The sequence below is a fragment of the Bacillus sp. J14TS2 genome, assembly GCF_018333015.1.
In the GTDB taxonomy this organism is placed as follows: domain Bacteria; phylum Bacillota; class Bacilli; order Bacillales; family Bacillaceae_C; genus Lederbergia.
On record NZ_BORE01000001.1, the window covers coordinates 120,759 to 143,533 of the forward strand.

The window sequence follows — 22,775 nt, forward strand, 5'->3', positions numbered from 1 at the left end:
CCCATTTATTTGCAGGGAAGCCCATAAACTCATTCACCTTGGCTTCTTGGGAAACAAGCCCATTTCGTGAATATGAAACCCATTCCTTAGGGTATAGGCCCATACCTATGCTGAGAAACCCATTCCCTTGAAAAGGAGCCCCATTTCTCATGATAATAACCCATATGACAAAATTAAACGCCTTCCTGGCCCAAGGAAACTAACATAGATCTCTTGCCTATACTGAGCTTCCTCCAAAAATTAAGCGACGCCCCATTTAGTTTGGACAGAACGTTCCAAACGAGTGAAGAAGATTTGATCAATGATTGTGCCGATGACGGCGATCACGATCATGACGGAAATGACTAAGTCCATTTGTCCTAGTGAGCGCCCTGTTTCCAGTAGTTGACCAAGCCCGCCTCCTGCACCAAGTAATTCTCCGGCCATTAACGCGCGCCAAGAGAATGCCCAGGCGATTCGTAAGCCTGATAATAAGTGTGGGACAGATGCGGGTAAAATGACGGTGCGGATAAAGTGAAAACCGCTTGAGCCAAATGTTTTCGCTACTCTTTGATACAATTGAGGGACATTTTTAAAGCCGCTCGTCGCACTTGTTGTCATGGTCCAAGTGGCCCCAATGGTGACGATAAATAAGATTGCCATATCATTTAAACCAAACCAGATAATTGCCAATGGGAACCAGACGATACTTGGAATCGATTGTAAGGCTGTGACAAGGAAACCAAGTGTATCCTCAACTAATTTATAACGCCAAATGAGATACCCCATTATTAAGCCGAGTACAATCGCAATTGAAAACCCGATTAACAGCCTGCTAAGACTTTTACCGACGGCGACCAAAATTTGTCCATTGATAATGCCATTGAACAAGGTCTCAAATACTTGGATTAATGATGGGAACATGAAATCTGGAAGTCCCGATAATCTAGATGTGGCTTCCCATATCGCCGCTATGATCACGATGAAACTGATTCGCCGAAAAGCGATAGTCATCTCCCATCTCCTCCTTCAACACTTTTTCAATTTCATTTTGCAAGATATTCAGTACACGCTGTTCCGTATGGAGGGTGACGCTATCCGGCATGATCCCATCCTTAGTGACAGGTACTTCAATTAATTCCTTTACCCGTCCTGGACGTGTGGCCATGACGACGATTTTTTCCGATAATTGGACAGCCTCCCGAATATTATGGGTGACAAAAATTATCGTCACTTTCGTCTCTCGCCAGATTTCCAATAGCTCGCGATGTAGCACCATCCGCGTTTGTTCATCTAAAGCGGAGAAGGGTTCATCCATTAGTAGGACCTCTGGTTCCATCACAAGTGCTCGCGCAATGGACACCCTTTGTTTCATTCCTCCAGAAAGCTGATGCGGATAGGAATCCACATATCGGCTTAAGTGCACCATTTTTAATATATTTCGTGCACGCTCTTCCGCTTCTTGTTTGGACATCTTTTTTAATAACAGGCCATAGGTAACATTTTCCAAAACAGTCAGCCACGGGAATAAGCCTGATTCTTGAAACACCACAACCCGCTCCGGACTCGGTTTTTCAATTTTTTTACCAAGGACCTCAATTCTTCCTTTGTCTGGTTGATCTAACCCTGCAATCAAATAAAGCAAGGTTGATTTTCCACAACCAGATGGCCCTACAATTGAAACGAAATCCCCTTTATCAACTTGTAAATCAATAGAATCTAAGACTAGCAAGCTCTCATTCTGTTTATTCGTAAAATTTTTCTCAATACCTTCTAAACTGAGATACATCCCTTCACCTCCATACATTATTAAACCTAGTGTTTTACTATATTTTACTTTTAAAAAAGAAGGGGGACAGGCCCCCATTAAAATTGAAATAAATCACTTGATAAATAGCGTTCGCCAGAATCTGGTGCAATGCATACAACCGTTTGATCTGGTGATAGTCGCTTGGCTACTTGCAATGCTGCAAACACGGACGCTCCACTGGAAGGTCCCAGTAGTAAGCCCTCTTTCGCTGCCAAATTCCTTGTCGTTTCATAAGCTTCTTCATCTTTAATTTTTAAAATCTCGTCATAAATCTCTGTATTCAAGATCGGCGGAATGAAGCCTGGACTTGTGCCCACCAGCTTATGTTTGCCCGGCTCACCGCCGGATAAAACGGGAGATCCCGCCGGTTCTACAACATGGACGGTGATATTGGGATTATATGCCTTTAACGCCTCACCCGTGCCTGTAATCGTTCCACCTGTTCCCGCTGTACAGACGAAGGCGCCTAACTTTTTACCGTTGTCTTCCATAGCGGCAATAATTTCCTGGGCCGTCGTTTTCCTATGAATATCCGCATTCGCCTCATTCTCAAACTGCATCGGAATGAAACTATCTGTGATACCTTCCGCTAATTCCTCCGCCTTACGAATACAGCCCGGCATCTTTTCAGCACTTGGCGTAAGTATAACCTCCGCCCCGTATGCCTTTAAAATATTGATCCGCTCCAAAGTCGATGAGTCCGGCATGACAATAATCGTCCGATATCCCTTTGCCGCGGCATTCATCGCCAAACCAATCCCGGTATTCCCAGATGTCGGTTCAATAATCGTGGCCCCTTTCTTTAGCAGTCCTGCCCGCTCAGCCTCTATAATCATATTATAGGCAGCCCGATCCTTTACACTTCGACTTGGGTTAAAATATTCAAGCTTCACCAACACCTCAGCACCCTCTGGGTCATTCAAGCGATTTAAACGTACAAGTGGCGTATCCCCCACCAAATCAGCAATTGACTTTACCTTTCTCAACATCCTAAATACCTCCCTGATCATCGAAAAAATGATTCTCTGATCAAACTCCTTACATTTATAAAATTAAAAATGAATGTCCTCTCTCCTCTTTTCAAGAGATTGACGTCGTTTTTTAATAAGAATTAATAACTGATAATACATACCAAAATACAATGAATTAAGTCAATCGTCAAGCTTTATTTTTACAATTTTTAAATTAGGCACTGGGGTAAGAGGATTCATTTTTAATGGTTATGCTTGAAATGGAGGCCTAGATTGAGGAATATGGGGAACTTGACCTGAGTATGGGTTTCTCATGGTGTTTATGGGGCTCTTAGAAATAGAATGGGTTTCCCTGCTTCATTATGGGTTTCTCCGGTAAGTCATGGGTTTCTTAATCTGCAAATGAGGATCTTAACCTTGGTATGGGGTTCTCTTGAACTTAATGGGTTTCTTGAATAAATAATGGGCTTTTTCAACTTAGCCATGAGATTCTTCATGACTAAATGGGAGCTCCTTTTCACAAAGAACCTTTTTAATAACCAAAATGGAGCAATCGGCTTGGCGATTGCTTCGATTAAGGAATTATTTTTGAAATCCTCTATAATGATAGGTTGTACCTCTATTTTTTCCTGTTTTCTTCAGATTAGGGAATGTGTTTAATATTTTTTGCGCTTGGTAACGTGAGTGAAGATGAAGAAATTTTCGGCATTGTGCATTGGTGATGGAAGGTTTTATGAGTAGGAAGTAGTCCAGTAGTGCTTGGATATGCGCGCTTACGGAGGTTTGTTGGCATCTTGGACAGAGCCATTTTCCATATTTCCGCTCCATTGCTAGGTGGTCACACTGGGGACAACGAACTCCAGTCTGAATTTCTGCTTGTTTGATTGCTAATTTATTCATTAAATCGTAGTTAGCTGGTTTGTGCTGTTTGATTAGTTCGTTGCTTAGGGAGTTCATAATTTTCTTACTCATACAATTTTTATGAATATGCGTTTCATAGTGAGACATCCTTAGATAAAGTTGGTTACTAGTAAAGATATGCTGATAATGTTCGGGGTTGCCATTGATTTTGAGAATGGTGTGAGGATCGCTGAAGATGATGAAGGAGTGTATGGGGAATTGAGGGTAACCATTTTTTCCAAGCCATTGTTTTATCTGCATTTCATGATGGGAAGCTTGAACAGTTGGACATGCATAGCCCCTTTCCCTGCCATCAACAATGTGAATCATCTGTCTTGTCGACTCTTCAAAAATCACCTTTTCACGGAAGTTTTTAATGGATAAAAGGAGCATTCCATCTTGAGAAATTAGGATTGTGTCAATCTGAAAATAAGTTCCGGTCCGGTTTTTGAGACGTAGATCGTTTAATATGAGGTAATTGTTTGGGTTTAATAACGAAAGGTGATAATCCACTGTCTTTTCCCCATGATAGCCAGCTAAGCGAGTTTTGTATTCTGTTTCGATTTCCTTCCTATTCCAATGATTTTCGCTTACTCTCTTCATGATCGCTTCCATTTTTTTCAAAGCCAGTGGCTTGGTTCTTGATTTCATGATCATTTCATTTATGTTCTCCTCTCCTATTTGTATTCCTTTTTAATAGGATTCGAGGCTAGTGCTAAAAGTCCTTCTTTTTATGCAAAAAGCCTTCCTGATATTTAAGGCCCCATTTGCTTCTATTTTTATGCTTTTACCCAGAAAGCAGCTTCACGACTACTCGGGGATGGTGGGAATTGTTCCCCTTTTTCAATATCAATGGCAGTGCCATCATTATGAGAGTTCCCGTTAACCAAGCTATCAACCTTAAACTTGCCACTTTCGGGAACATTTTCACCAGTTTTGTATTTGTCTGCCATTTGAAGGACCTCCCAAAATATAAATGTTGATAAATCTTTACCAAAACATTTAATCAAACGTTTGATTAATAAGAGGCAAACGGCGTGCCGATTGCTTTCTTATGGATCGGAGTTCTTTGTATTAGAAAGCCCATTTCTGGGAAAAGAAACTCATTCTCCTTTTGAAAAACCCATTTCCGGGCGAAGAAGCCCATTCTCCTTTTGAAAAACCCATTTCTGAACAAAGAAACCCATTCTCCTTTTGAAAAACCAATTTTCAGGCAAAGAAGCCCATTTTTCCTTTGTGAGGCCCATTACGGAACAGAGAAACCCATTTTCCCCTTGAGAGCCTCATTCTGGGATGAGGAAACCCATTTCTCCCTTCAAGGAACCCATTCCCTGATGAACCTTTGATAATCTTCCTATCTTTTGTCCTAAATTGCTCTAAAGCTAGTGCGATCAATGGACTTTTTAGTTAAACTGGAATTATCTAGCAGAAGGAGGAGAGGTGATGGAGTTTCCTGTTTGTATCAATTTGGGGTTGTTTACACTGCATTCTCATTTGGTTTTTGAAGCTTTGGGTTATTTTCTTGGATTTCGCTTCTATCTTTTCTCACGGCGTTCGGAACGCTTATCTCCTTCTGTTTCCTTGTCTGTGCTTGCAGGTGCGATTGTAGGGGCTGCGCTCGGGTCTAAGATGTTGGCTTGGTTTTATGATTGGGACGTTTTATGGAGCCACCTTCAACAGCCTCTTGCAGATCCTGGTTTTTGGATGGAAGGGAAAAGTATTGTTGGCGGGTTATTAGGCGGATTGATCGGAGTAGAGCTCGCGAAAAAATTGGTAGGCCATACGGCGTCGACTGGGGATGATTTAACCCTCCCCTTGATTACAGGGATGGCGATTGGCAGAATTGGCTGCTTTTTAACGGGAATTGAGGATAATACATACGGCATTGCGACTGCCCTACCATGGGGAATAGATTTCGGAGATGGCATTTTGCGTCATCCTACCCAACTTTATGAATTATTATATCTTGTAAGCTTAGGGATCATCTTATTTTTTAAAAATAAATTACCGCATCAAGAAGGGGATCTATTCAAATTTTTTATGGTCAGCTATTTGTTTTTTCGATTTGTGGTTGATTTTATCAAGCCTTATCCGCGAGAATATCTGGGATTGGGAAGCATTCAAATTGCCTGTTTACTAGGGATTCTGTATTACGCAAAGGATATTCCGCGTTTGTTAGGTCTTTTACGTAAAAGAAGAAATTTTAAAGAGGAGAGTGCTTGAGTATGCCAGTGAGACCGTATATTTTTTATGAATTAACAAATAGTATTTGCTCTACCTGCTACCGAAAAGTGGAAGGGAAAATAGTTGAGCAAAACGGAAAAATGTATATGATTAAGCGTTGTGCCCATCACGGAACGGAGAAAGTGTTAATCTCATCTGATGCGGAATATTATAGAATGTGTCGGAATTATTTGAAGCCTGCCGAGATGCCAAGGCATTTCAATACACCAATTAAATATGGATGTCCTTATGATTGCGGACTCTGTCCTGATCATGAGCAGCATAGTTGTTTGGCGATTGTAGAGATTACGGAATCTTGTAATTTAGAATGCCCGATTTGCTATGCCGCCTCCTCGCCCCAACGTAAAACGTTTCGTAGTCTGGAGCAAATTGAAGATATGCTTGATGCTGTGGTGCGTAATGAAATTGAACCTGATATCGTACAAATTTCAGGCGGAGAACCGACGATTCATCCTGACTTTTTTGCGATTCTCGATGCCGCAAAAACGAGACCGATTAAACATTTAATGGTCAATACAAATGGACTCCGGATTGCGCGTGATCGGGAATTTGTAAAAAAGCTCGCCACGTACATGCCGGGATTTGAACTGTATTTGCAGTTTGATAGCTTTGAAAGGGAAACTTTAATGGAGCTCCGAGGAGCAGATTTACGAAAAATTCGCGAAAAAGCATTGGCGCATTTAAATGAATTCAATATTTCTACCACTTTGGTGGTTACGCTGAAAAAAGGATTAAATGACCAAGAAATCGGCAAAATTATTCAATATGGATTGCAGCAAAAAGCGGTGCGGGGCGTTACTTTTCAACCGATTCAAGCAGCAGGTCGACTTGAAGATTTTGATCCTGCCGTCGATCGCCTAACCTTGTCTGAGGTACGTCAAGGAATCATTGATCAATCCGAACTTTTTCAAGAAGAGGATATGATACCAGTTCCCTGCCATCCAGATTGTCTAGCGATGGGCTATGCCTTGAAAATCAATGGCCAAGCACTCCCGCTTACGGGATTAATCGATCCCGAAGTATTATTGCAAGGCTCTCGAAACACGATCGTATACGAACAAGATGAAACAGTAAGAGACCATATCTTTTCTCTTTTTTCGACAAGTCACTCACCTGAGTCCTCCAGCATGTCTTTGAAAAATTTATTATGTTGTTTGCCACAGGTCGAAGTACCGGAAAATATTCAATACGACAATGTATTTCGTGTAATTATCATGCAGTTCTTGGATCCATATAATTTTGATGTTCGTTCGGTTAAAAAATCATGCGTTCATATTGTCCATCAAGATGGTCGCTTAATTCCTTTTGATACCTTTAACCTTTTTTATAGAGATGAACAGGAAGAAATTTTAAAAGAATTGCAAGCAGAAATTGTACCGGAAAGCCCGATTTCAGAAGTTTAGGGAGGACGAGTGTATGCCTGATGAAGAAAAGGAGAAAACCTATGGAGGAATAGGCTTTCTTATCCTTACAGTGATCAATCTGGTTTTGTTCACTATTGTCTTTAACTCTATGAATTTCTTGCCCGAATTCTTTCTGTTCTTCTTGATGTTTATCGGCGTGGCCCAACTTATTTACGTCATCCCGCTTATCATCTACGGAAATGTGAAAAATCTACCTGGCTTTGCCAAGGGAATCATCATCGCTGCCGGCATTACCTTTCTACTGAATGCCGGTTGCTATGGGGTGATTTTTGTCCCTTTATCCAATTTATAATAGGAAGAAAAAGGGAGTACATTGGGATGTGCTTCCTTTCTTTATTGGGAATTTGGGAGGGAGAAACCCATTTATCCTTAGTGAGGCCCATTCTTCGGATAAGAAACCCATTCATGTTCAAAGAAACCCATTTTTCTTGGGAGAAACTCATTCTCTGGACCAGGAACCCATTTCTGAACAAATGGATCATCGGGTACGGACATATCCATTCTTGAGACCGGAAACCCATTCTCCACTCGAAGAAGCCCATTTACCTTGGGAGAAACCCATTCTCTGGGCAAGAAACCCATTTCTCCTCAGTGAGGCCCATTCTTCGGATAAGAAACCCATTTTGGGGACAAATGGCCCATTGGGAACGGAGAAACCCATTCTGGAGTCAGGAAGCCCATTCATGCATGGAGAAACTCATTCTCTGGACAAGGAATCCATTTCTGAACAAATGGATCATCGGGTACGGACATATCCATTCTTGAGACGGGAAACCCAATCTCCACTCGAAAAGCCCATTTACCTTGGGAGAAACCCATTCTCTGGACAAGAAACCCATTTTTCCTGGGAGATACACATTCTAAAGACAGCAAGCCCATTTTTACACGAAGAAACCCATTTCTTCTCAGATTCTTCGAATAAAAAGCCCATTTCTAAGACAATTGGCCCATCATTTACTCCAGAAGAAACCCATTTCCACACAAGGAACCCCATCCCCCTCTCCCCTCCCAAGCCACATTTATATAAGCAAATCAACCGGCCCAGGCCGGTTGCTATTTTAATCCTTTATAAAAGGTTTCCATGGCCATTTCGTTATAGTATTGGTAGTCGAAGGGGGCTGGTTGGAAGTCTGTTACCTGGTGCATGCCCTTTTCTAATCCTTTGACACTATTTTCAACAAGGAGGCCATATTTTCCATTGGCGAGCACGTTGCGGTTAGCGACGATATCGGTTGCGATAATGGTCATTCCTAGGGTCATCGCTTCCAGTAGCACCATGGGCTGCCCTTCATAATGGGAGGATAAGATAAAGGCATCGCATTTTTTCATTAAGGTAAAGGGGTTTTCCACTTGCCCTAATAGGTAGACAGCATTCCCAACGCCCAGTTCGTCTATCAGTTTTTGCAAATCCTTTTTTAAAGCTCCCTCCCCCATGATGTATAACGTACTTTTAGGAGTTTGCTTATGAAATTGAACGAAAGCTTGGATCAGTTGATCTTGCCCTTTTTCCGGGGATAATCGGCCCATATGGACAAAATTGATTTTTTCCGTATCTGGTTCAGGTATATAGCGGCCGTCCACTACAAAACCAAATTCTGTTTTTACCTTTAAAGCCTTGCGATTCACCCAGCCTAGTTCACGATCATCTATCAAGATATGGGCAGATCTCCCTTTTTGCGTAATGGCTTCACGATCCACTTTGACCGTTTTTCCATTGTATGCTTGAGAATCGGCAACCTTTTCAGCTCCTTCTAGCCCATATGGTTTGGACCAAATAGCTCGGTTCCCATCCAACCTCAATTCCGCTACCTGAGATACTTCCCGCTTTCGAATCAATGTAGGACGAGTGATTTTTTCAAAGGCGCGGCCATCCAACCAGCCCACTTTTTTCTCATCTTTGTAAAATAAGTAAAAACGGCCTGCCCTTGTTTCAATCATAGCGCGAATGGTAACTACTTCCCCTTCCAACCATTTCGCAGGTCCCATCGCTTCTGCTTTCCAATGCGGATAGGCGTGAGTCCAAATTAGATGCTCTCCCGGTTTGGCAATATAAGCAAAAACAGGTTTGACAATTTTCGCTTCTTTTAAGGCACGATTTTGTAGATTTCGTACGATTTCTCGATTTTGCTGTTCATTTTTTACCTTTAATAACCTTCTTTTCGCAGTAATTTGTGCTTTTTCAATCGCAGTATGGCCATCTGTCAGACTACAGGATGTGAATACATGTAATGCTTTTTGATCAATCCAACCGATCTTGATCCCATTCACAGCAATTCTGCAATAGGTTCCGTGTTGCGTTTTCGCCTCTTGATCAATCTCAACAAGTAATCCTTGATAATCAGCACTACCTGACACTCGCTCACATCCAGACACTTGGTAGGGTTTCGTCCAAATTTGATTCCCTTTTGTCTTGGTCACTTTGCCAATTTTATTGACCTCTTTTTCCTGTAAAATGGTATCTGTCATAAATTCAATCGAATCGGCTTTTACCCAACCAATGACTTGGTGTTGATCGTGACACTTATAATATATATGCATATCATCTATTGCTTTTCTAGATATGGAAACTTCTTTGTCTTCACCCAGAGAGAATGACTTGGCTTCTTTATGGAAAGGCTGGATGTTCCAAACTTCTCTCCCTTTTTTTAAGATCGCTCGTGCTTTAAAATTCTCTACTGTCTCTTCTTCTCCTTCATCCACAAAATCATCCCCTAGGATCCTTTCAGCATGAAGCGAATTCATAACATATCCAAACTTTTCATCGTCCGCATATTTAAGTAAGTTTTTTCGATTCACTTCCATATTTACTTTTGAAACACCGACAATTTTATCAAATTGGTCATAGACCGAAAATAACCCGCGTAAATTAATTCGGTGCGGTCTTTTTCCATTCACGACCTTTTCACTGTCTGCCCATAAGTCACTGTGCATAAAGCAAATCTTCTGTTTAGCCTCTGCAGCCAACAAATATTTTGCCCAATATAGACTGTATCCACTGAAATCAATTACATAATCAAATTTCGTTTGGCCAAATAACCGTCGATGCTCCCTAGCAAAGGCTTGTTCCGGGAATAAGCTGCTGGCTAAAAAACCTCTTTTCCCTCGATTATGTACAAGCTTATCCTGATACACTTCAAAGAAGGTGTATACAGGGAAACCTGGTTTAAAAAGCATGCGCACATTCGGATGAATTTTTTTAATATTGTTTAATGCCTCATCTGACTGAGGTGCTGCTGTAAAGCAGGTCACATCAAAACGCTCATAATCGATGTTGTTCATCAAATTCAAGAAGGATGAGGTAATACCGTTATTACGCATGCCACCTGGATAAATAAGGATTTTTTCCTTCTTTATATGAGGGTCGCTGATCGTATTCACCGCCCCCTTATTTTGAAAAATATACGCGATGATCCGCTCTGTCACTTGCCCATCATCATGACTTGTAAACCGCTGTTTTGCTTTTTCATACTTATCTTGATAGGAAGCTTGAATGCTCTCAATATCCTCAAGTGCTTCTGACAGTTCCCTTATATTAAAAAGCAATGGTCCTGGCAGTTCGTCCTGATGCAAATATTGTCCACGCTCCTCACTGTACAAATCAAAATCCCAGGTGTAAAAAAGAATCGGCTTATTGGTTGCAAGATAATCAAAGAAAATACTTGAATAATCGGTGATTAATACATCCACAGTCGCAAGCAATTCATTCGTATCGAGATAATCAGGGACCAAGTGGCTCTGTATTTCCGAATATTTTGTCGCTTCTTTATATAGAAAAGGATGAACCTTGATTAAAAAATTGTATCGATCACCAAATCTCTTCTCCAATGTTTGAATATCGGCATGAATCTGTTGCACATCATCATTTACATTGACCACATCACTCCCTTTCCAGGTAGGCGCATATAGTGCGATCCGTTTCTCGTTCTCGAGTGACAATCCGACTTTTTGTAAATGAGCACGCATCGTCTGCGCATTCCCATTCAATGTCGAGTCCATTCTCGGATACCCCTCTTCAATGATCTCGCCTGGATATAAGCCAGCTAATTTAAACGCATCTAGGAAAATTTTAGTTGTATGAGGATTTGGGCTTAGGATATAATCTGCGCTTAAGAAATTTCGCACAACATTTTGCGATTGTGAAGGATCACCTGGAACATCATAGCCCATGTACTTCAAAGGGGTTCCGTGCCATGTATTTACATAAACCTGCCCCTTTTTTGCGAGATAATAAGAAGGAAAGGTAGAATTATTCACCAAATAAGCGCATGATGCTAATGCTTGTAAATAGGCACGCGAATGGCGCTTAACAAATTTCACATTTGGGTTATTTTTATAGTTTGCCATTATAGGCTCGAGTGCTTCTTCATTTTCAATCGACCATATATGAATATAGTTCTCGAAATCAGGATGCTCCAACATATAGCAAAACATTGCATATGGACTATCTGTCATGCTTTTTCCATCACGGCACTCATATAAGATAGTATCTTCCTTAATCGACAATTTATCATAAAAATACGCATACTGATTCACCCGCCGATGCCCTGCTTTTAGCAGATAATTCGTCAGCGGATTCAACAAATAATTGACTTTTCGCTTCAAAACCTTTTTATTTAAAATTTCTAGCCACCACCAATCGTCGAAACTTGGGAAACTTTCCATTTCCCGGGCAATATTTGCAAAATATTCCCGATCACAGTATGCCCCAATTCCGCAATAAATATAATGGTGTCTGACACCCCCTGTTCTTTGTCGAATAAGAACATTCGTCCCTAAATTCATGATGCTCTTCTCAGGAAATACTTCGGAGGTGAATCTAAAAAAAGAAATGTAGCAATAGATAATAGAGATCAAGAACAAATGATAAAATCTTGACCTTCATTTGGTCTTCATAAGGAAACCATACATATTAGGTCATCCCTATATTTCACAAACCCATCTAGCATAGAAAAAACTCCGTTCTCATCTTAATCAAACGTTTGATTAAGATGACACATCGAGCCAAGTCCCTTTTGAACGTTGAAATATTCAATTTATATTTTATATATCCGCAGAACTTCCTCACTTCACTGGGGAAATAAGGTTTCTATGCAGGCTATGGGTTACTTTAATAATGGAATGGGGTTAGTGTACAAGTTATGGGGATCTTCTCACTTGGAATGGGTCTCCTGAGCTTGTTATGGGTTTCTTATATGCTATAAGGGGGTTCAGATGCGTATTATGTGCTTCCCAGACAAATTATGGGTTTCTTCACGCACAAAATGGTTTCCTAATAGAATTATGAGTTAGAAATAAAAAAAGCCCTTTCCAAGGCTTTTTCATCCAAATATATGTTGAGCAATTCGCTTTGCTGAGTGGCCGTCTTGATGATCGAAGAAATGATTGCGGAATTGAGCGATGTCATCTTCTGCCCCACCTTGATTCTGAATAAGCTGAATTAACGTTTCAGTGTCTGCCGCCATTGGACCTGGGATCATATCTTCATAAGAATAATAAAAATCACGACTGCGGATGTACTCCTCCAAATCATAAGGATAAAAAATCATCGGGCGCCCAAGTAAGCTATAGTCAAAGAAAACGGTCGAGTAGTCCGTAATAAGTAAATCGGATAAGGCGAGAAGTTCCTGAATGGAAAACGCATCTTTTACTTGATAGGCGAAGCCTTCTCCTTCTAATACAAACTTGCCGCGCATATAAGGATGAAGATGAACCAGTAAAGCATGTGTCTCCCCTAAACTATCCAATACCACCTGATAACAAAAAGAGCTGTATTGCTCCTCAGTCTAAAGTTGGTTTAAATGAACCAACAAACTAGCATATTCTTTCCCCTGCTACCAAAGAAACTTCCTTCAGAGTAAAAAATCTCTTAGGACGTGGTCTAGATTCTTTCTATCAATCATCAATAATTGCTTCATTTAATCTGAACTATTTTGACTAAGTCAAACGTCTAATATTATTATGTGAAATCAGAGGTTAAATGGATGTGGCCTTTCCTTTTGATAGTGATATGGTTATAATAAGCATATAGATTATCACCAAAAAAATAATAGCGCTTACAAAACGAACAACCAATATCTATCAAGTATTTTTTAGATTCTCTGTCCAACAAACAAATATATCCAGAAATCCTCACCACATGAGACTGTGAACCAATTATCAGGATTCACTTGAGTTTAGAACAATATGCGGCTCATATTGGAATCAAATAGAGTTTTATTTCTGGTAAGAATTTTGTTGAAACCATGTCGTATGGCTAGTTTGACAAATAAAAATATTAAACAAGGAAACTTGTTATTGTTAGAGGTGAATTTTTTATGAAAAGTAAAATAGATAATTTGTTGACCCGTTATGTAGCTTTAAAGATCTATACAAGGCGTGACAATGTACAAGGGATGTATCGAAACTTACTAAAATTGAAACCTTTGTATAAGAATAAAACAGACTATTATTATCGTTTATCAAAGCTAGGTTATCGTCAAAAGAAGTGGAAGCAAGCACTAGACCATATTAATACCGCCATGCAACTAGCTGGAAATCAGCCTCCCGATGAATATTATGTGTATAAAGCCGACTGTTTAATCCATTTAGGTGAATCAGCCAAAGTAGTGTCATGCCTAAATGAGTATGTATCGAATAAACCAACAAATGCCCAAGCTTGGCTTAAGTTGGCAAACGAATATATTAAACTCCGCCAATGGAAAGATGCAACAAATAGCCTTGAATCCTACCTCAAGTTACATCCAGAAGATTCAGGGGCAAGTTATCAATTGGCTGAATGTTATCGCAAACTGAAAGATTATCAGCTTGCCGAAGTGAAATATCGACAAGCTGTGAACAATCTTGATCATAAACATGTTGGACAAACACTTGCCAACTCCTATTACTGGCTTGGTCTAATGCAACTTAAGAATAATCATCCTGAAAAAGCTTTTCAGTCCTTTAACAAGGCTATTGAACTAGATCAAGAATTAAATGGTCAACGTTTTGGCATTGGTGTTTTTCATGAACATTACAAGCAATGGGACTATGCTGTAGAGGCCTATAAAAATCAATTGCAACTAAACAATAAAGATGCTGAACTTCAGTTTAAATTAGCTTCATTACTAGACAAAAAATTATATGCACCTGAGGATGCCCTAAGATATTACGAAAAGGCTTTAGAATTAGACAAAGTTCGATCACCATGGAACTTTGCACTGGCTAACTGTTATGAACAATTAAAAGATTATCAAAATGCGGCTAAATGGTACGAAAGCGCAATTGCCCGACAAGAAAAACATCGCCCCGGAAACTATAGACGATTAGGCTATGTTCTGGCTCAACTTGGACGAACTAAGGAATCCTTAGCTGCATATCAAGAAGCCGAACTTTTTGATAAACCCAGCCACATTGACCAAAGTTTGTATAAAAAGAATATCGCTAAAACCAACGTTCGCTATGCTATAAGTTATGAGCATTATTCTATAAATGATAAGATGGTCTTTTATGAAAGTCTAGGTGGTGCTCGAATGATGGATAGCCCTTTTGCTATTTTTGAGTATATAGTCAACGATATTAATTTCAAAGACTACACCCATGTCTGGGTAGTGAACTCATTTGGTATCATCCCCAATGAATTCAGATCCATGAACAATGTAATATTCGTCAAAAAGGGATCCGATGCTTATTTCAAATACATAGCTAGTGCTAAATATCTGATATGCAACTCAACATTTGAGCCTTACGTTGTTCGTAAGCCTGATCAACTTTATCTCCAGACAAGTCATGGAATATTTTACAAAACAGTTGGTCGTGACAGCGCCGCTACGCCAGTCGGGGTTGCAGGAAGTACGCGCAACTTGCTACAAGCCACTCACATTATCGTGCCTAACGAATTTATGGCCGAAAAACAGCCAAAAAGTTATTCAATAAAAGATATTAATTCAGGACAAATTGCGAAGATTGGCTATCCACGTATAGACGTTACACTTAATATAACAGACGATGCCAAGCAGCGAATAGCATCCAAGCTAGGGATTAATCCATCAAAAAAACTGGTTCTTTATGTGCCAACCTGGCGTGGAAGTACGAAATCCGACAATAAATTTGATTCAAACAAACTGATTGAAGACTTAAAAATGTTAGCAGAACTCGATGCAAATGTTGTATTCCGTGGGCATACGATATCAAATCGTCTGTTAAAGGATGTGAAACTTCCAAAAAATATTATCGTTCCGTCACCTGATATTCTAACTAACGAATTGCTAGGTATAGCCGATATCGTTATTAGTGACTACTCAAGTGTATTCTTTGACTTTTTGGTTACAGAACGACCAATCATTCATTATCTCTATGATGTGGATGACTATGCCAAAGAACGAGGTTTAAATCTAAGCGAAGATGAATTACCCGGAAGTGTGGCAAAAACGAGCAAACAATTAATTGCTGCAGTTGCGGACAAACTTCGGAATGACAAACCTAGTTCACATTACATGAAGGTAAAAGACAGATTTTGCCCCTATGATGACGGAAGATCTACCGAGAGAATTGTAAAATGGTTTTTTTATAGCGATAATCAAGATATAGATTTTGTCGATCGTTTAAAATCCAATAAATCCTATCTTTTCCTAGGTGGAGTGTTAAGTGATCAATCAGGAATTCCCGGTTTCATCGATAAACTTAATCACCTTAAGAAAGATGGCAATATTGTGACGCTAATGTTAAAAAAAGAATTGTCAAAGGATAAGGACAAGTTTAGAGCACTTGCGAAATTAAGCTTAGATATTAATCTAACAGCACATGACAAGAACATGCCAACAACACTTGAAGAAACTATAGCAATTAATTATTTTCATTCTGAAGAAAAGTTCCTTAATAAAAGAATGGAATTATCCTATAAACAGGCATTTAAACGTGAAGCTAGACGATTATTTGGTGATACCCAGTTTGATGAAGTTGTTAATTATGAAAATAATTCTAATTACTGGAACGCTTTACAAGAGAGTATTCCGTTGACAAGTACAGTGGATTAGAAATTTGTATTATGCAATGGACTTTTGCTCAAGTTATAACTCATTCAGAAGTACACCAAAAAACCGTGAAGTTTTATATTTCACGGTTTTTTAGCTAGTATGAAAGTCGCAACATCTCTGTCTGTTTCTTTAACGCGTCTTCTCTATACTGATCTTTTTCTTTTTTAGGCAGCTTCTTATATTCTTTCAGAAATTTTTCATATTCAGGGATAACCTCCTCCACAGAACCAAATTCCTTGACCATGCCAAATTCTAACCAAAGAATTTTTTCGCAAAACTCCTTCATTTGTCCAATTGAGTGACTGACAAATATCATTGTTTTGCCCTGTTGCTTAAACTCTTTCATTTTTTCAAGACTTTTCTCAGCGAAAGCCTTATCCCCTACGGAGAGAGCTTCATCAATAATAAGAATATCAGGATCAACACTTACCGAAATAGCAAAGCCAAGCCGTGATTTCATACCACTGGAATACGACTTTACTGGTTGATCAATAAATTTGCCTAGTTCCGAGAATTCAATGATTTCTGGTTCCAGCTTTTTGATTTGTTCTTTATTGAATCCAAGCATAAGGAGCTTTAATTCAATATTATCTCTTCCCGACAAATCTGCTTTTAAGCCGGCAGAAACGGCAATAAGAGATGCTTGACCATTGACTGCAACTGTTCCCGATGTCTCTGGCACGATCCCAGAAATAATGTTGGATAATGTCGACTTGCCAGAGCCATTAATTCCAATAAACCCAATGATATCTCCTTTTTCCGCCTCAAAGCTAACATCCGTCAACGCGTAGAAATCTTCCCCATAGTCTTTTGGAGTAAGAAGGTCTAAAATTCGTTCTTTCGTATTGCTGTATAGTTTATATTTTTTCGTAATATGATTTACGCTAATTGCTTTCTCCATTTTTGTCACAACCATTATAAGTAATCTATAAAATGCCTTCTAAATTTAACATGGATCACTGCCCCAAATAAAAACAGCACAATCACCAGCCCCCAAAAGTAGAGGCTATACTGCCAATGTTCGATGAAATACCAATCGAGTCCAAATAAAGCAGATCGATAACCCTCAATTAGATAGTAGAGGGGATTAAGCTTCATAAGAGTTGGTAGGGGTTCGTCTAACGTTGATACCTGCCAGAGTATTGGTGATAAATAAAGTACCATTCTTAAAGTAGCATTTAAAAACATATGAACATCCCTAATAATCGTTGACAATGTTGAGGTAATTAGAGATATAGAAAACATTAGGCAGAATGCCGCAAAGATAAAATAAAATATCTGTAAAAAATAGATACTAAGGAAAAAGCCAGCAAATTGAAATATAATAACGACGATTCCTAACATAACTAAATGAATATAAAACTGAGAAAACAAGGCTATATTAGGAATAACACTCATTGGAAAATTCATTTTCGATAGCATTCGTAACCTTGTATAAATCGACTTAGAGCCTTGAATGGTCGATTGATAAAAAAATGTCCATAGAACGAATCCACCGAATAACCAATAAGAAAACGGAACTTCTAAACCTGGTGCAATTTCAATATCAGCCCTCTGCCTAATACTTCCAAACACAAACCAATAAATCAACACCTGTATTAATGGATTTAGAAATTCCCATACCATTCCTAAATAATTACTTTTATTTGTACTTTTCAGTTCATATAATGACAATCTTCGAATAAGATAAAAGTGATTAACTTGCTCTTTAATAACTGTTATTGCAGCTTTCATACAATTTCCTTTCAGGTTCCATAATCGATGTACATACTTCATAAATTATACAGGGAAGGAGTTTAAATAACAATAGATTAGAAAAGCTAGAGATAGAGTAACAGCTCTAACTGAAAATTCAGGCGGAGGTCAACTCAAATAATTACAGTTTTTCTTGAATCAAAAATAAAAAATTATAATTCCTAGGATTGTCCTTCCAACACATCCGCAATTCGTTTACTTGCTAACCCATCCCCATATGGATTACTTGCCTGACTCATCTTTTCATACTCAGCTTGGTCTTCTAACAAAAGCTTAAAGGTTTGGTAGATAACTTCCTCTCTAGTACCCACTAGCTTCAATGTTCCAGCAGCTATTCCTTCAGGTCTTTCCGTCGTATCCCGCATTACCAATACGGGTTTCCCTAAGCTTGGTGCTTCTTCTTGAATGCCCCCACTATCTGTGAGGATCATATAAGATCTTGAGAGGAAATTATGAAAATCAATGACTTCCAATGGTTCAATAATCCGAATCCGATCACAGTTTCCTAAAATTTCATTTGCTGCTTCTCTTACAACTGGATTCATATGGATCGGATAAATTGCTTTGATATCAGGATGCTCATCAATAATCCTCTTAATAGCCCTAAACATGTTTTTCATTGGTTCGCCCAAGTTTTCACGCCTATGGGCTGTGATCATAATGAGCTTACTATCCCCTACCCAATCTAATTGCTCGTGTGAATACTCTTCATGTACAGTGGTCTTTAATGCATCAATAGCTGTATTTCCTGTAATATAAATCGATGCAGGATCCTTGCCTTCTTTCATTAAGTTCTCTTTAGACATTTCGGTTGGGGTAAAATTATACTTTGCTACAATCCCAACAGCTTGGCGGTTGAATTCCTCCGGATATGGAGAGTAAATATTATATGTTCTCAGCCCCGCTTCCACATGGCCTACTGGAATTTGCAGATAGAAGCACGCTAACGCCGTAACAAATGTTGTGGAAGTATCACCATGAACTAATACGACATCTGGTTTTACTTCTTCTAACACATTCCTCACTTTATCCAAAATATTAATAGTCACATCAAATAAAGTTTGCTTAGATTTCATAATAGAAAGATCATAATCAGGTGTAACATGAAAAGCTCCCAAAACTTGATCTAACATTTCTCTATGCTGCCCCGTCACACAGACAACCGTTTCTAATGTTTTTCGTGTGTTTAGCTCCTTGACCAAAGGACACATTTTTATCGCTTCAGGTCTTGTTCCAAAAACTACCATTACTTTTTTCATGAGGTTTCACAATCCTTCAAATTGAATTTAATCCTTAAAGATAAAACTAGACGAACACAATACTTTTTACTATTGACAATAGCTAGGTATTATTATTTCTTAATTTATAAATTAAAATCTGATTGTAAAATAATTAGTGTTTTCTCTTTTCTTTTTAGGATCATTATATTAATCGAAGGCACCCTATTTTCGCTGCTCTTCTTGCTGAATAATGGATCTTTCAAACAACTCAATTCTGGATTTAGGCGGTGAAAGATTGATCTTTGTTTCTTTTTGTTCTTCGATATTATCCTCTAGGCTTGGGATGATAAGTTCATCGACAACATTTTTCGACGCTTTGCCTAGAGTATCGCCGAAAAAGTATTGAACAAAAGGCGGTATTTTTTCCATTTCAAATTTCTTACTTATGATTCTTTTAAGTAATTCATCTGTCGTCTTTACTAATGGACCAGGGATAAAGTCAAAAAAGTTGTAGTAAAAGTCTCGGTCTTGAATATACTGTTCAACATCGAATGCAAAGAAGAGCATTGGTTTATTTAACAAAGCATATTCAAAACATACAGAAGAATAGTCTGTAATCAATAAATCCGTTATTAAAAGTAAATCATTGATTTCTCGATAGTCACTCACATCATAGAAAAAATCCGCAAATTCATACGGAATATCGAGTTTATTTTGTACAAACGGATGAATTTTAAATAGGAAAACATATTCCTCATGTAATTCCTCATAGATCCTTTTCAGATTAAGAACCTCGAAAGGATAATGGGCAGAGGATTGTCCATTCCCACGAAATGTTGGAGCAAATAAAATAACCTTCTTATTTCTCAAGAATGAATATTTTTTATGCAGTGCGTTAATAACATGGCTTTTATATTCCTCATCAAAGAATATGTCTGACCTCGGAACTCCAGTTGCATAGACTTTGTCTACTGTGATCCCAAAACCTTCTGCGTAGTTCTTTCTTACACCTTCACTACTTACAGCAGCCTTTGTATAATTCCGATGATTTCTTGACCTAGGAGATGGCGCACCTGGTCTCCCCAGCCGACTAAAACCAAATGTTTTAAATGCTCCAGCAGCATGCCACACTTGGATTAAATCTGACTTTTTCCGAATATCAAGTGGATAAACGAGTGGATAAAAATCGTCTAACAAAATGACTTTCGCAGTGGCAAAATGGAAGGCGATTTTAAATAACTCAAATAACGACTTTCTGTTATTAATTCGTTCATTAAATAAAAACTTAATATCTAATTTTAAATCACGTTTATATAGTTCTTCATAAACAAAGAAAAAATTACCATTTAATTCTGAACGGCTATCTGAAGCAAATACAACTTTTTTCTTTTTGATCGGAAATAAACCAAATAGAGTATAAGCTAGTTTAAAGAACCGACGCTTTAAAGCTTTGAGATATTTATTCTCGCTTGCTTCGTTATCTTCATCAAGCTCTCTAGGATCGTAGGATTGTAAAAGAGAGTTTTTAAAACGCAATGTCTTCGAATATTTATCTAACTCAATTAGCAGATTGTATTTCAATACTTTCTTTGGTGAAAAATAATGCAGTTTTGTTGTAAATAGTTTATTTCCTAACAATTTTTTAGCACTCGAGAGCGGTATAGCCTTCTGGTATTTTATGTCGTCTTGATCATCAGGCATTTGTTCCAATCTGATATATAGATTATATTCTCCCGCCTCAAGCGGTTTATCTTTATTAACAGCCGATAAATCAATACTCCCTTTAAAGCCACTCAATTGCTCACGATCTTCATCTTCGCCTAAATCAGTTAAAATATCGCTTAGTTTGCAGTTAATTAAAGGAAGATGAAACATTTCTCTCTCAAGAATTTCATCATCGGACATTTCTTCACATGTATCGTCATCTTCCTCACATCTTCTATGATTCTTTCGATACTCATCAAAGTCGATTTTCGGGACAATCAATAATGTTTTTCTGATTCTATCTTCTTCATAAGTTGCCAATCCTTCTATTGTAGCATAGCCTTCAATATCAAAGTATGGCCCGAAAATGTTAAGTTTTGTAATATCATGGATTACTTTTTTATTATGTTTAAGTTCTACATTCTTATTTTCAATTGATGAGATAAACAATAGACATCACCTCTATTTAAAAATTGGTAGAGAATACTTTATCACTCTGACCGTCTAGCCTTACATAAATTAAGGCTCAATTACAAATTCAGAGTTTTCCGGAAGGCTTCTATGCTCAATCTCACCAATATTTTTACCATGAATATGATTGACAATCCTTTCAGCACTCTTACCGTCTAAGTAATCAAAAAAGTCCTTTTTAAATTTGACAATATTTGTTGGATCATATTTTTCATTTAGAATCCAATCCCCCAAAGACACTGTTTCATCAAACAAAGGACCAGGGATAAAGCTTTGATAATCAAAGTAAAAATCGCGTTCTTGTAAATATTCCTCGAGATCGTCTGCATAGAACAAAATTGGCTTTTCAAGAAGACTGTAATCGAAAATAATTGAAGAATAATCAGTAATCAGAATGTCTGCTACAGCCATCAATTCTTCAATAGTAAGTTTTTCATTAATCATTAAAGCAAAAGATTTGTCTTTTTCTTGAATCCAAGAACTTTGTTGCATATAAGGATGGAGATGAATGAGTAAAACATATTCATCTCCAAGCACTGCTCTTAATTGGCCAATATTAATTGGGCAAGGAATCTTCTCAGGATCATGACTTTTCCCTCTAAAGGTAGGAGCATACAAAAGTATCTTTTTATTTATTACTTCTGGATACTGAAGGTAAAATTTTTCCTGAGCTTCTTTTATTTTATCTATATCAAAGAAAAAGTCGGTGCGTGGAACCCCTAATGGGAAGATCTTATCCTCTTCCATTCCAAAAGCCTCTGCGTAATAAGGGGTCACATTTCCGGAGCTCACATATACCTTGGAATAATTAGAATGTACTCTAACATGTTGGAGATATTCTTTGCTTGGTCCAAAGGATTTATTCACTATGCTTAATCCAAACTTCTTAAACGCACCTACTGCATGCCAAAGCTGAATAATATCAGTTCCTTTCCGTGGTTTGATCACATAAACAGGAAAGTAGAAATCATCGATAATAAAGTACCTAGACGTAGCGAGTGCGTAAATGGACTTCAACATGTGAAAGATATATTCGATCTTACCCATTAAAGAGCCATTAAATTTTTTTATTAAGAGGGAATATTGGTAGTCCGGATATTGACTTTCCATTTCTTGATATACATATTTCAAGTTACCTTCCATAACATTTGAACGATAGGAAGCAAACGTTACCTTATTTTCCCTAATCGGAAAAACAAAAGTTATTATATTAAAAATAAATCGCAGAAAATACTTCACTGTAATTGTAGGTAGAAATTTCAAGTTCACCTTTATGCCTACCTTCC

General features: G+C 38.3%; 18 protein-coding genes. 4 read left to right on the plus strand and 14 right to left on the minus strand.

Translation table 11 applies throughout. From position 1 onward, the window contains the following. Positions 1 to 240 precede the first annotated feature (240 nt). The 5 genes from KI375_RS00530 to KI375_RS00550 all read right to left on the minus strand — a co-directional run bounded on the left by KI375_RS00530 (position 241) and on the right by KI375_RS00550 (position 4,613). Positions 241 to 993 (minus strand): ABC transporter permease, encoded by a 753-nt coding sequence (locus tag KI375_RS00530; RefSeq protein WP_212971616.1) that lies wholly within the window; start codon positions 991 to 993, stop codon positions 241 to 243. Next, positions 926 to 1,768, minus strand: a complete 843-nt coding sequence (locus tag KI375_RS00535) for an ABC transporter ATP-binding protein (protein ID WP_212971617.1) — start codon at positions 1,766 to 1,768, stop codon at positions 926 to 928. Before KI375_RS00535 ends, KI375_RS00530 begins: the two co-directional genes overlap by 68 nt. Positions 1,769 to 1,845: 77 nt before the next feature. Next, positions 1,846 to 2,778: a cysteine synthase A gene (gene cysK, locus KI375_RS00540; protein ID WP_212971618.1), complete on the minus strand. Its 933-nt coding sequence runs from the start codon at positions 2,776 to 2,778 to the stop codon at positions 1,846 to 1,848. Between the two features lie 564 nt (positions 2,779 to 3,342). After that, positions 3,343 to 4,317 (minus strand): nuclease-related domain-containing protein, encoded by a 975-nt coding sequence (locus tag KI375_RS00545; RefSeq protein ID WP_212971619.1) that lies wholly within the window; start codon positions 4,315 to 4,317, stop codon positions 3,343 to 3,345. 122 nt (positions 4,318 to 4,439) lie between these two features. Further along, positions 4,440 to 4,613 (minus strand): YjzC family protein, encoded by a 174-nt coding sequence (locus KI375_RS00550; protein WP_212971620.1) that lies wholly within the window; start codon positions 4,611 to 4,613, stop codon positions 4,440 to 4,442. Positions 4,614 to 5,103: 490 nt separating this feature from the next. Between KI375_RS00550 and KI375_RS00555 the strand changes: the two genes are divergently transcribed. Genes KI375_RS00555 through KI375_RS00565 form a run of 3 tightly spaced genes read left to right on the plus strand, consistent with a single transcriptional unit; the run spans position 5,104 to position 7,620 of the window. Next, a complete protein-coding gene (locus tag KI375_RS00555) occupies positions 5,104 to 5,883 on the plus strand; it encodes a prolipoprotein diacylglyceryl transferase (protein WP_212971621.1) in 780 nt (259 codons plus the stop codon). A 2-nt stretch (positions 5,884 to 5,885) separates the two neighbouring features. Continuing rightward, positions 5,886 to 7,307, plus strand: coding sequence for a radical SAM protein (locus tag KI375_RS00560; protein ID WP_212971982.1), 1,422 nt, complete (start codon positions 5,886 to 5,888; stop codon positions 7,305 to 7,307). Positions 7,308 to 7,320: 13 nt separating this feature from the next. Next, entirely contained in the window at positions 7,321 to 7,620 is a 300-nt protein-coding gene (locus tag KI375_RS00565; protein ID WP_212971622.1) for a hypothetical protein, read from the plus strand. 77 nt (positions 7,621 to 7,697) lie between these two features. Here the strand turns inward: KI375_RS00565 and KI375_RS00570 are convergent, their stop codons facing one another. From KI375_RS00570 to KI375_RS00585, 4 genes are all read right to left on the minus strand, one after another. After that, positions 7,698 to 7,901, minus strand: a complete 204-nt coding sequence (locus KI375_RS00570; protein ID WP_212971623.1) for a hypothetical protein — start codon at positions 7,899 to 7,901, stop codon at positions 7,698 to 7,700. A gap of 226 nt (positions 7,902 to 8,127) precedes the next feature. Beyond that, positions 8,128 to 8,322 (minus strand): hypothetical protein, encoded by a 195-nt coding sequence (locus tag KI375_RS00575; RefSeq protein ID WP_212971624.1) that lies wholly within the window; start codon positions 8,320 to 8,322, stop codon positions 8,128 to 8,130. 59 nt (positions 8,323 to 8,381) lie between these two features. Next, positions 8,382 to 12,110 (minus strand): CDP-glycerol glycerophosphotransferase family protein, encoded by a 3,729-nt coding sequence (locus KI375_RS00580; protein WP_244852129.1) that lies wholly within the window; start codon positions 12,108 to 12,110, stop codon positions 8,382 to 8,384. A gap of 536 nt (positions 12,111 to 12,646) precedes the next feature. Further along, complete coding sequence (locus tag KI375_RS00585; protein WP_212971625.1) at positions 12,647 to 13,072, minus strand: CDP-glycerol glycerophosphotransferase family protein; 426 nt, start codon at positions 13,070 to 13,072, stop codon at positions 12,647 to 12,649. 570 nt (positions 13,073 to 13,642) lie between these two features. On the opposite strand from KI375_RS00585, the gene KI375_RS00590 reads away from it, so the two are divergent. Beyond that, positions 13,643 to 16,339 carry a CDP-glycerol glycerophosphotransferase family protein gene (locus KI375_RS00590; RefSeq protein WP_212971626.1) on the plus strand — a complete coding sequence of 899 codons (2,697 nt, stop codon included), beginning with the start codon at positions 13,643 to 13,645 and terminating at the stop codon, positions 16,337 to 16,339. A gap of 94 nt (positions 16,340 to 16,433) precedes the next feature. On the opposite strand, the gene tagH is transcribed toward KI375_RS00590, so the two are convergent. The 5 genes from tagH to KI375_RS00615 all read right to left on the minus strand — a co-directional run bounded on the left by tagH (position 16,434) and on the right by KI375_RS00615 (position 22,758). After that, the gene (tagH, locus tag KI375_RS00595; protein ID WP_212971627.1) at positions 16,434 to 17,240 is read right to left on the minus strand and encodes a teichoic acids export ABC transporter ATP-binding subunit TagH; all 807 of its coding nucleotides are present in this window, start codon (positions 17,238 to 17,240) and stop codon (positions 16,434 to 16,436) included. 14 nt (positions 17,241 to 17,254) lie between these two features. After that, positions 17,255 to 18,073 (minus strand): ABC transporter permease, encoded by an 819-nt coding sequence (locus KI375_RS00600; protein ID WP_212971628.1) that lies wholly within the window; start codon positions 18,071 to 18,073, stop codon positions 17,255 to 17,257. A gap of 182 nt (positions 18,074 to 18,255) precedes the next feature. Next, on the minus strand, positions 18,256 to 19,353 hold the full coding sequence (gene wecB / locus KI375_RS00605) for a non-hydrolyzing UDP-N-acetylglucosamine 2-epimerase (RefSeq protein ID WP_212971629.1): 1,098 nt from the start codon (positions 19,351 to 19,353) through the stop codon (positions 18,256 to 18,258). Positions 19,354 to 19,536: 183 nt separating this feature from the next. After that, positions 19,537 to 21,468, minus strand: a complete 1,932-nt coding sequence (locus tag KI375_RS00610) for a CDP-glycerol glycerophosphotransferase family protein (protein ID WP_244852131.1) — start codon at positions 21,466 to 21,468, stop codon at positions 19,537 to 19,539. Between the two features lie 69 nt (positions 21,469 to 21,537). After that, a complete protein-coding gene (locus KI375_RS00615; protein WP_212971630.1) occupies positions 21,538 to 22,758 on the minus strand; it encodes a CDP-glycerol glycerophosphotransferase family protein in 1,221 nt (406 codons plus the stop codon). Positions 22,759 to 22,775 lie beyond the last annotated feature (17 nt).

Bases quoted from the DNA above. Each gene is read 5' to 3' on its own strand.
- KI375_RS00545 (WP_212971619.1), bottom strand. From the start codon at position 4,317: ATGATCATGAAATCAAGAACCAAGCCACTGGCTTTGAAAAAAATGGAA.
- KI375_RS00530 (WP_212971616.1), bottom strand. From the start codon at position 993: ATGACTATCGCTTTTCGGCGAATCAGTTTCATCGTGATCATAGCGGCG.
- KI375_RS00535 (WP_212971617.1), bottom strand. From the start codon at position 1,768: ATGTATCTCAGTTTAGAAGGTATTGAGAAAAATTTTACGAATAAACAG.
- KI375_RS00565 (WP_212971622.1), top strand. From the start codon at position 7,321: ATGCCTGATGAAGAAAAGGAGAAAACCTATGGAGGAATAGGCTTTCTT.
- KI375_RS00555 (WP_212971621.1), top strand. From the start codon at position 5,104: ATGGAGTTTCCTGTTTGTATCAATTTGGGGTTGTTTACACTGCATTCT.
- KI375_RS00550 (WP_212971620.1), bottom strand. From the start codon at position 4,613: ATGGCAGACAAATACAAAACTGGTGAAAATGTTCCCGAAAGTGGCAAG.
- KI375_RS00560 (WP_212971982.1), top strand. From the start codon at position 5,886: ATGCCAGTGAGACCGTATATTTTTTATGAATTAACAAATAGTATTTGC.
- KI375_RS00580 (WP_244852129.1), bottom strand. From the start codon at position 12,110: ATGAATTTAGGGACGAATGTTCTTATTCGACAAAGAACAGGGGGTGTC.
- wecB (WP_212971629.1), bottom strand. From the start codon at position 19,353: ATGAAAAAAGTAATGGTAGTTTTTGGAACAAGACCTGAAGCGATAAAA.
- KI375_RS00590 (WP_212971626.1), top strand. From the start codon at position 13,643: ATGAAAAGTAAAATAGATAATTTGTTGACCCGTTATGTAGCTTTAAAG.
- KI375_RS00600 (WP_212971628.1), bottom strand. From the start codon at position 18,073: ATGAAAGCTGCAATAACAGTTATTAAAGAGCAAGTTAATCACTTTTAT.
- cysK (WP_212971618.1), bottom strand. From the start codon at position 2,778: ATGTTGAGAAAGGTAAAGTCAATTGCTGATTTGGTGGGGGATACGCCA.
- KI375_RS00575 (WP_212971624.1), bottom strand. From the start codon at position 8,322: ATGGGGTTCCTTGTGTGGAAATGGGTTTCTTCTGGAGTAAATGATGGG.
- tagH (WP_212971627.1), bottom strand. From the start codon at position 17,240: ATGGAGAAAGCAATTAGCGTAAATCATATTACGAAAAAATATAAACTA.